Raw genomic sequence first — 9,727 nt, forward strand, 5'->3', positions numbered from 1 at the left:
GGCGGCGAAGCGGCGGGATATCCGGTATCGCTCTGGCTGCTGGGGTTTTCGAGCTTCCTGTTCCTCAGCCTCGCCATCGTCAAGCGGGTCGCCGAACTGATGGCGCTTCCGACCGACAGGAAGGGCAAGCCGGCGGGCCGGGGCTACAAGGCCGGCGACATGGAAATCCTGAAGCTGATGGGGGTCGCCTCCAGCTTCACCTCCTGCCTTGTCCTGGCGCTCTATGTGCAGTCCGATCTGGCGCTCGGGCTCAACAAGCTGGATCAGACCTATTGGGGCATTGTGCCGCTGATGCTGTTCTGGCAATGCCGTATCTGGCTGGCGACCGCGCGGGGCAAGATGCATGACGATCCCATCGTCTATGCTGCAAAGGACCCGACTTCCTGGGTGATCGGCGGCGCCGTCTTCGCCATCGCCGCCATCGCCCATCTCCCGATCTAGAGGAACCGTGAGCAACAAACCCACAGCCTCGGCCGAGCCGGGAGCGCAGGCGCTCCAGGAGCAGCCCCGTTCGCTCATGCGCCGGGCCGAATACGGCGCCGTCATCACCGCCGTCGTCTTCGTCATGGCGATGGCGGGGGTCGGGATCTGGTTCGGCCTGGAAGAGGTCTGGCACCGCATGCTGACGCTCAGCCCGATGGCGCTGGCGGGCCTGCTGGGCCTGTCGCTGGTGAACTATCTGATGCGGGCATGGCGCTGGTACATCTACAGCCAGCACCTCGACATCCAGGTTTCGCGGCGGCGGACCGGGCTTTACTACTTCGCCGGCTTCGCCATGACGACGACGCCGGGCAAGCTGGGGGAGGCGCTGCGCCTTTGGTTCCTGGAGCGCTGCCACGGCTACCGCTACGAGCGGACGGCGCCACTCCTGCTCGGCGACCGGATGGGCGACGCCGTCGCCATCGTCCTGCTCTGCCTGGCCGGCATCTCGGCCTTCGGGGCCGTCTATGTCACAGGGACGCTGGTCGCGGCCGGCGTTCTCGGGGTGGCGCTGCTGATGCTGCTGCGGCCCCATGTGCCGCTGCGGCTGGTCCTGCTGGTCTATGGGATGGTCGGCCGCTGGCCCCGGCTGTTCGGCGCCGCGCGCGGCGTCGTCCGCAAGACTTCCCGGCTGCTCGACCCAAAGATCTTCGCGCTGACCACGGCCATGGGCGTCTTCGGCTGGCTGTGCGAGGCTTTCGCCCTTCACTGGTTGCTGATCGACCTCGGCGCTGATATCACCCTTCAGCAGTCGATCTTCGTGTTCGCCTTCGCCATGCTGGTCGGCGCCGTCTCCATGCTGCCGGGCGGCCTCGGCGGGACGGAGGCGACCATGTTCGCCCTGTTGACGCTGCTCCACGTACCGGCCGATACGGCGCTGGCCGCAACCCTGATCATCCGGCTGACCACGCTGTGGTTCGCCGTCGGGCTCGGGTTCGTAGCACTGCCCGCCGCCTTCCGGCTCGCCCGCCAGCCGGCGGCAGAGCGCATGGCGGCCGAAGCAATCAGGTGAGTTTCTGACCTTATGACCTGGAAGACGATGACCCTCACCGGCTGGGGAAGAACCAGCCGGGCCGAGGTGGCGGCCTGCCGGCCGGAGCGCGCTCCGGCCGCTGTCCGCATGCTGGGCACCCGCCACGACAACGGCATCCTGGCTTTTGGCAGGGGCCGCAGCTATGGCGACGCGCCGCTGAACGGCGGCGGGCACACGCTGCTGACCGAACGGCTGAACCGGATGGTCTCGTTCGATCCGTCTGACGGAACGCTGGTTTGCGAAGCGGGCGTCACCTTCGACGACCTGCTCGACGCGTTCCTGGCGCGCGGGTTCCTGCCGCCGACGTCGCCCGGGACCGCCTTCGCCACCGTCGGCGGCGCCGTCGCCAACGATATCCATGGCAAGAACCACGACCGGGCCGGCAGCTTCGGCGACCATGTCCTGTGGCTCGACCTGATCCTGCCATCCGGAGAGTTGGTCCGGGTATCGCCGGAGGAGCGTCCGGAGCTGTTCGCCGCGACCATTGGCGGCATCGGCCTGACCGGCGTGATCCTGAACGTCTGCTTCCGGCTGCGACCGGTGGCGTCGGGAGCCGTCGTGGTGCGGGAACGGCGGATGTCCGACCTTGACGCCTTCATGGCCGGTCTGGCGGAGGCGCGCGAGAAGGCCGGCTACAGCGTCGGCTGGATCGACGGCATGGCGCGCGGCGGCGAGTTGGGGCGCGGCATCCTGGAAACCGCGGAGACGGCGGAAGCGGGCGCCGGCGCCGTTCCGGCAGGGGCCAAGAAGGCCCGGGCGGTGCCGGTCGATCTGCCCGGCTTCGTGCTCAATCCCTTGAGCATCAACCTGTTCAACCGAGCCTATTACAGCCGGGTTCCGGCGGAAGGGCGGACGCGGACCCTGCCGGTCCGGCAGTTCTTCTACCCGCTCGACGCGATCCATCACTGGAACCGCATCTACGGCAAGCGCGGTTTCTACCAGTTCCAGAGCGTCATCCCGGATGCCGGGGCCGCCGTGGGTATGCGCCGCATGCTGGAGGCGATCTCCGATGCGCGGGCCGGCTCGTTCCTGGCGGTGCTGAAGACGCTGAGCGGCGAGGGCAGGGGGCATCTGTCGTTCCCGATGCGGGGCTATACCCTGGCGCTCGACTTCCCGCGCCGCGACGGCGTGGAGGACCTGCTGGCCCGGCTGGCCGCCATCTCGCTGGACCAGGGCGGACGGGTCTATCTGGCCAAGGACGCCGTCCTGGACGCAGCCAGCTTCGCCCGCATGTATCCGAAACTGGGGGAATTCCGCGCCGTGCTCGACGACATCGACCCGGAGCGCCGCATGCAGTCCGACATGGCGCGCCGGCTGAACATCCGGGAAAACGTTGGAGTTCCGTCATGAGCGCCGCGACATGGCTGGTCCTGGGGGCGTCGTCCTCGATCGCGCGGGCCTTCGCGCTGGAGGCGGCGGCCGAAGGTTCCAACGTCCTGCTGGCCGGCCGCGACCGCGACGACCTGGACCGGAGCGCCGCCGATATCGGCATCCGTCACAACGTCGCCGTGCGCGTGGTGGAGTTCGACGCCGAAGCTGTCGATAGCCACGACGCTTTCGTGGCGCGGTGCGCTGAACTGGCGGCGGAGTTCGGAGCGGGGCCGCTCAACGTCTTCTTGGCGTTCGGGCTGATGCCGGATCAGGCGGCTATCGACCGCGATCCGGATCAGGCCCAGCGGACCATCCAGGCGACCTACGCCGGAGCGGTCTCCGTTCTGCACCGGCTGGCGCCCAGGCTGGAAGCGCAGGGCAAGGGACATGTCGTCGTGCTGGGGTCGGTCGCAGGGGATCGGGGGCGGATCAAGAACTACGTCTACGGATCGGCCAAGGCCGGCCTTCACGCCTATCTGCAAGGTCTGCGGGCACGCCTGTTCCGCGCCGGGGTGACGGTGACGACGGTCAAGCCGGGGTTCATCGACACGACCATGACCTGGGGAATGCCGGGGCTGTTCCTGGTGGCCTCGCCCCAGGACTGCGCCCGAGCTTGCCTGCGCTATGCCGCCAAGGGTGCTGAGGTCCGCTACTTCCCCGCCTTCTGGTGGATCATCATGACGATCATCCGCAACATTCCGGAGCCGATCTTCAAGCGCCTGAGTATTTGACGGACGACGGCATGCGGAACCCGCGACGCTCCAGAGCGCTGGCGTCGCGGGTTGCCAGCACGTTGAGGCACAGGGTCGTGTCGGGCTCGTCCGCGCTCAGGCTGCCGTCCGGCTGGACCGTGAGGCAGGCGAAGCCGGCGGCTTTCAGCCGGTCCAGGATCTCGCGGGAGCCATAGCCGTACCGGGCGAAGTTTTCGTCGAAAAGCTCGATATAGACGTTCCGTGCCGCCGATAGTGTCTTTGCGGCGCCTTCCAGCACGAACTTCTCGAAGCCCTCGACATCGATCTTCAGCAGGTCGATGGTGCCGAGATCGCCCGCCAGATCGTCCAGCGTCGTCATCTCGACCGTGACTCCGTCGCCCTCTGCGGAGACGAAGTTCATGTCGTCGGCCCGCCGCTGGGAAATCCGGACCGTGCCGGGAGCCGACCCCACGGCGCGGTTATGGACCTGCACATGGCCGAAGCCGTTCAGCAGCATGTTCTCCCGCAGGAAGCCGGCGATGGTCGGGTTCGCCTCCACCGCGACGACGCGGCCGGAAGGACCGACCTTCGCCGCCGCTGCGGCGGCCAGCGTTCCGACATTCGCCCCGACATCGACATAGGTCCCGCCCGGATCGAGCATCCGCGTCACCACCCGTTCGTCGTCGGCGCGGGCGTCCGGATCTATCCAGTAGGCGCAGGAGACGGAGGACGGGAAGAACCGCAACCTGTAGCCGTCCTTCCGGATCGTGAAGCGGCGGCACAGCCCGGTCTGCCAGAGCAGGCGTCCGGCCAGATTGCGGACCGGCCGGTCGCCCTTCAGCAGTTCGACAAGACGCCCGATGCCTGGCACGGCCTCAGTACTCCCACTCGTAGAGCATACCGACGCCGGCGCCCGAGTTCGTTCCGACATCGGTGCGGACCTTCAGGTTGTCGGTCAGGTCGATCTCGACCACCACGCGGCTGCCGGCCTCTCCGACCCGCTGTTCGGCGCCGACATAGACGTCTCGGGAGACATAGCGGCCAGCCGCTACGCCTGCGCCCGACAGGCCTTCGCCCTCCTCGCCGCTCAGGATCTCCAACCGGTCGATGCCCAGCGTGTTTCGGACGCTGTCGAGCACGCCGGGGCCGCCGCCGATACCGGCAAGCTGGCCGACGGACTGGGCCAGCTGGATCGCCTCGAACGCACTGAGTTCGTTGAACGACTTGTTGAACAGGACACGCGCGATGACCTCGTCCTGGGGCAGTTCCGGAGTGGAGGTCAGGACGACCTTGGGAGACGATGCGCGGCCCGTGACCACGACTTGGGCCGTGATGTCTGTCGCCTTGGCGGTGGCTATGACGTCCAGGACGGGGTCGGTGCTGCCGTCGCCGACGAAGTCGACGTTCGCCTGGCTGAACTCGAACCGCTTGGTCAGCAGGTCCAGCGTGCCGTTCACCAGCTTGAGTCCGCCACCGATTACCGGCTCGGTCGCCGTCCCGCCGACCGTCACGTCGGACGCCATCTCGATTTCCAGTCCGCGTCCACGCACGAAGATCTGGTTCTGCGCCTTGACCGTCATGTCCAGCCGAAGCTGGAACGGGGAGGCTTCGGGAGCCGGCTCCTCCGGCTGGATCGGAGGTCCTCCGCGGCGGTTGATTTCCTCCACCTTTATGTCCACTACGCTCGGCGGCATCTGTTCCGGAATGCGGATGTCGGCGCGCTCGATGGTGACCGGCCCTTGGAGCAGGGGATTGTCGAGCGGTCCAGTCAGGCTTAGCAGCGTGTCGATCTTCGCCGTGGCAAGGTCGATCTGAACCAGCTGAGCGTTGCTGGCGCCGACGCGGACATCGAAGGCCTGTGGGTCGGCCGGATCGACATTGACGGAGCCCGAAGCCTCCACCGCGCCGCCGCCCGGCGTCCGGCCGGCGAACTTGTCGATCGTCAGGCGCTTGCCGTCGCCGCGCAATCTCATGACGATCTCGCTGATCACCGTGCCCGCCGCCTGGTTCTCGTACCGTCCGTCGGCGATGGTGGCGTCGCCGCCCAGCTGCGGGTTGGCGAGCGACCCGCCGGCGTTCAGGTTGATGTCCAGCCGTCCCTGTGCCCGGTCGCCGGTGGTGGCGAGCAGGTCGTTGAAGGTCGCCAACTCGACATTGCCGCGCAGGGCGGCGCTGATCGGAGCGTTCTGCGGCATGTCCACCGTCAAGGGTTCCTGCCGCAGCACCAGCGGCACTTCGGCCTGGAGCCTCATGTCGATTCCGCCGCGCTTGCGGGTCGTGGCGTTGCCGTCCAGCGCCAGCCTGCCGTTCCGCCAGCGTCCGGTTGTGTCGATGTCGATGCCGGTCAGGCCGGCGGCCTCTCCCCCCTCCAGCCCCATGTTGGAAACCTTGAGGTTCAGGTCGGCGCGCGGGTCGGCAATGGTGCCGGCGAAGGTTGCTTTGCCGTCCAATTGCCCGTCCACGCCAAGGCCGGGAGCCGCCAGGGACGCCAGCGACAGCGGCACCCGCGTCAGGGTCGCGGTGCCCTCCAGAGCGTTGCGGACGAGGCCGGCATCCAGGGCGATGCGGCCGTCTCGGCTGGCGAGAAGCAGGTTGCGCACCTCGTAGCGGTTCGGGCCGATGGTCGCGGTGGCGGGGTTGACCAGCCGGAACGGCTGGCCGCCATAGGTGCCGTCCAGCTTGTCGAGCCGGAGCTTCTGGAGCGCGCCTTCCTGGTTGAAGCCTCCGGCCAGCGTGATCCGCGCCGGCTGGGCCGGGGACCCGGCTTTACCGTTGGTCTGCGCCTGGAACTGCGCCTTGGCGGGCGTGCCGGAAGCGGACGCGGTCAGCGTCGCCAAGTCGGCGCCGCCGGCGGCGACGCCCGAGCCATCCAGCTTGGCGTCGAACCGCATCGCGCCCAGCGCATCCTTGACATCGGCGTCGAGGTTCAGCCGCTTGACCGCCAGGACGGGACCCTGCGGCCCGGTGACGGAGATGTTCCGGCCCCGCACCGTTGCGGTCGCGGCCTGCTGTCCTTTGGGATCGTCCAGCTTGACGTCCAGGCGTCCGCTGCCGCCCAAGGTCTGGCCGGCCAATGCGGAGAAGACGCCGAGGTTGCGCATGTCGCCGCCCAGCTTGCCGGATGCGGTCATGCGGTCCAGCGCCACCCGGATGGCACCGGTGATGCGGTTCTGTTCAGCTCCCAGCGAAATGTCGGTCAGGTTCAGCCTTTCGCCTTCCAGCGCGAAGGCCGTTTTGGCGTCGAGCGGGTGTTTGTCTACGATCGCCTGGGCCGTCAGGGTACCGCGCGGCGAGCCCGGCAGATGGGTCGCCCGCACGGCCAGATCGGCACGCGGCACGGTGCGGCCGGAGACGAGCAGGTCGCGGCCAGCCAGATCGGCTCGCACTTCCAGCGCATCCAGCGGGCCGGAAGCGGTGCCGTCCAGCACGGTGGAGCCCGCTATCGGGGTTTGCAATGGCTCCGACAGGACGGCGAGGCGCGGCAGGCTGGCGCGCCACTTCGCGTTGAGGGTATTGTCCTTCAGGGCGCCCGATGCTGTCAGCGCCACGTGCTGACCGTCGATCTTCAGGCTGGACAGATCGACCGATCCGTCCGTGCCGACGGTGACCAGTCCGACCAGATCCATCTTGCGGCCGACCAGGGCGTCGGCCGGCGGCGTGCCGGTCCGCAGGTTTGTTGCTTCGCCGGACAGGTCGGCCCGGACCAACGTCGCTTGGTTGCCGCCGGTGAGATCGGCGTTGAGCTTTGCGGCGCCTTCGAGGGGCGCTCCGGCCACGCCGGCAAGACGGGAGAGGTCCGGCACGTCCAGGACGGCATTGCCCGCGACGTCCTGGCCGAATTCGCGCACGGTGGCATGGCCGGTCAGGCTGCCGACCAGCGCGTTCAGGGCCAGTTCGGTCACGTTGATCGTCTGCGCCGCATCGTCGCTGTCGGCGGCGAGGCGGAAGGTGACGGCATCGCCCGCCACGTCACGGATCATCTGCTGAATGGCGGGGTCGGCGCTATCGAGGCCGCTGAGATCGGCGGTCGCGGTACCGCGCAACGTCTGCCCGCTGCCTTCCATGGCGAGGTCGGTGCGAATGGTGGCGGTTCCGGAAACCGGCACGTCCGGCAGCTTGGCCAGATCGGGCACTTCGAGGCCCGCTTGGGCGCTTATCGCCTTGCCCCATTCTCGGACGAGGGCCGTGGCCGTGGCGGCTCCGGCTGCGGTGTCCGCCCGCAGGTCATCGACGCGGATCTCTCCGGTGCCGGGCGTGACCACGGCATTGCCGGCGATCTTGACCTCGGGGCCTGCCACCTGAGCCACGCGCGGGTCGCCGGCCATGGTCGGATTGGTCAGGCCACCGTTCAGCGTAACCGCGACAGTCGAGCCTGCCTGATCCAGCGGACCTGAAGGCACCGCACGGAGTTGCAGCACGGCACGGTCCACCGCCGCCTGAACGGCGTCGATCCTGTCGGCGGCGAGGTCGGCGGTGATCGTCGGAGCGTTGACCGGACCGGCGGCCTTGCCCGACAGCCGCACGTTCTGCCAGCTCACATCGGGCGCCAGGGCCCGCAGGGAAGAGTCGGCGCCTGCCTCGACCACGTAATCGAAGTCCAGTTCCTGTGGGTCGAAGCGGTAGGCGCCGGAAAGGTTCAGGGTTCCGGCGGCCATCGTCACGCGGGCGGGGGTCAGGGCGATCTGGCGGTTGGGGTCGATCGCGGCTTCGGCCTGGAACCCCACGCTGTCGCCGACGATCTGGGCAGTCTGCGGATCGAGCATGCGGGAGAAGGCGGTGTCGCCACGGATCGTCATGCCGTAGCCCTGGCCGCCTTCGGCGGTCTGGATGCCCCGGATATTGGCGTCGGCTCCTATCCGGGCGATGTCGCCGGCATTGCCGTCCAGCCTTCCGTCCCAGCCCGAGAGCGGGCCGGAGCCGCGCAAGGCGACGTTGACCGGCGGCAGACCAGGAATGCCGGCGGCCCTGGCGATCACGCCGCCTTCCGGTTCCTCCACCGTCAGGTCGAGGTCGAGCTGTTCCGTGCCGGGCGCATAGTCCATCACCAGCCTGGCGCCGCCCGGCTTGTCCAGCCGGTCGATCTTGAGGTTGGCGGCGACGCCGTCCTCGGCGCGCCCCAATTTGGCGCTGCCGTCGATCGTCAGGCTGGCGGCTTCGCCGCCGAGCACGGGCGCGCCAAGGTCGAGCTTCTTCACCGCCAGGCGCTGGAGATCCAGGCCGACCGGCAGGTCGGGAAGCTGGGGCAGGCTGAAGGGTTCGTCGCTGGGCGGCGGCTCCGGCTGGCTTGCCGGCAGGCGCTCCAGCGTCATGTGGTTGACGTCGAGGCCGCTGATCCGGAACTCGCGGCGGAACAGGGCGCCGGCCGCCCAGTCGAGTTTCGCCTGATCGACGTTGAGCCAGACGCCGTCGTCGTCGGCGATGGCGAGGTCGTGGATCGTTACGTCCAGGCTCCAGCTCGAATTGACCCTGCCGATCGTGACGGTGCGGCCGGGGCCGCTGAGCAAGCCCTGGATCTGGCGCGTCACCCAGCCGGGATCGTTCTGTTCCGATTCCTCCTGGGCGATGACGGCACCCGACGCGCCCGCGACCAACCCTGCGAGCATCAGCGCCGCACCCCACCGGCGAATCCGAACTTCCATGTAACTAAGCCTTCGCGATTACGGACTTTTCGAGTTTTGGACCCTGGTTTGAACCCCCAGTCAAACACCTGAGGGCAGTGGATGTGCCCAAATCCGCGTTCCGCTTGTTAACGGGGGCGGACAGCGCCAAGCCCCGGGGGAGCAGCATGACACGTCCGATCTCTTGGATCATCACTACGGTATTTATTATGTGTGCAGCCTTCAATCCGGCCAGTTCGGACGCTCAGGAAACCCGGTTCGACACCGTTACCGTGTTCGGCGACAGTCTGTCCGATACCGGAAACGCCGCGGGAGCGCGTTTCAGCAACGGCCCGGTATGGGTTGAACATGTCGCCCGCCATTTCAATCTCAGCGTCGACCCCGTTGCGTCCGGCGGCACCAACTATGCGGTCGGCGGCGCCCGCGCCTATGAACCGGGAAGCCCCTACAACCTGCGTGCCCAGGTCGATGAATGGCTTCGGCAGGAGCCGGAGCGCGAGACCGTCGAGCGGTCCCTCTTCATCGTCTACGGC

6 protein-coding genes and 1 pseudogene are annotated in these 9,727 nt (G+C 68.2%); 5 read left to right on the forward strand and 2 right to left on the reverse strand.

Annotated elements, in window-relative coordinates; genetic code table 11:
* The 4 genes and pseudogenes from AC5JJ6_RS27095 to AC5JJ6_RS27110 form a co-directional block, all read left to right on the forward strand.
* Nucleotides 1-441, forward strand: a pseudogene (locus AC5JJ6_RS27095) (UbiA family prenyltransferase); the annotation flags it as partial.
* A 7-nt stretch (nt 442-448) separates the two neighbouring features.
* Nucleotides 449-1,492 (forward strand): lysylphosphatidylglycerol synthase transmembrane domain-containing protein, encoded by a 1,044-nt coding sequence (locus tag AC5JJ6_RS27100; RefSeq protein ID WP_496045054.1) that lies wholly within the window; start codon nt 449-451, stop codon nt 1,490-1,492.
* Nucleotides 1,493-1,504: 12 nt separating this feature from the next.
* Nucleotides 1,505-2,863, forward strand: coding sequence for an FAD-binding protein (locus tag AC5JJ6_RS27105; protein WP_496045055.1), 1,359 nt, complete (start codon nt 1,505-1,507; stop codon nt 2,861-2,863).
* Nucleotides 2,860-3,615 carry an SDR family oxidoreductase gene (locus AC5JJ6_RS27110; protein WP_496045056.1) on the forward strand — a complete coding sequence of 252 codons (756 nt, stop codon included), beginning with the start codon at nt 2,860-2,862 and terminating at the stop codon, nt 3,613-3,615. The genes AC5JJ6_RS27105 and AC5JJ6_RS27110 overlap by 4 nt, the downstream gene beginning before the upstream one ends.
* Here AC5JJ6_RS27110 and AC5JJ6_RS27115 read toward each other — a convergent pair.
* Entirely contained in the window at nt 3,596-4,447 is an 852-nt protein-coding gene (locus AC5JJ6_RS27115) for an FkbM family methyltransferase (RefSeq protein ID WP_496045057.1), read from the reverse strand. The two genes, AC5JJ6_RS27110 and AC5JJ6_RS27115, sit on opposite strands and share 20 nt — an antisense overlap.
* A gap of 4 nt (nt 4,448-4,451) precedes the next feature.
* Entirely contained in the window at nt 4,452-9,215 is a 4,764-nt protein-coding gene (locus AC5JJ6_RS27120; protein ID WP_496045058.1) for a translocation/assembly module TamB domain-containing protein, read from the reverse strand.
* 188 nt (nt 9,216-9,403) lie between these two features.
* Here AC5JJ6_RS27120 and AC5JJ6_RS27125 point away from each other — a divergent pair.
* On the forward strand, nt 9,404-9,727 hold a 324-nt coding region (locus tag AC5JJ6_RS27125; RefSeq protein WP_496045059.1), incomplete at its 3' end, for an SGNH/GDSL hydrolase family protein.

It is taken from the genome of Skermanella sp. (assembly GCF_059503625.1).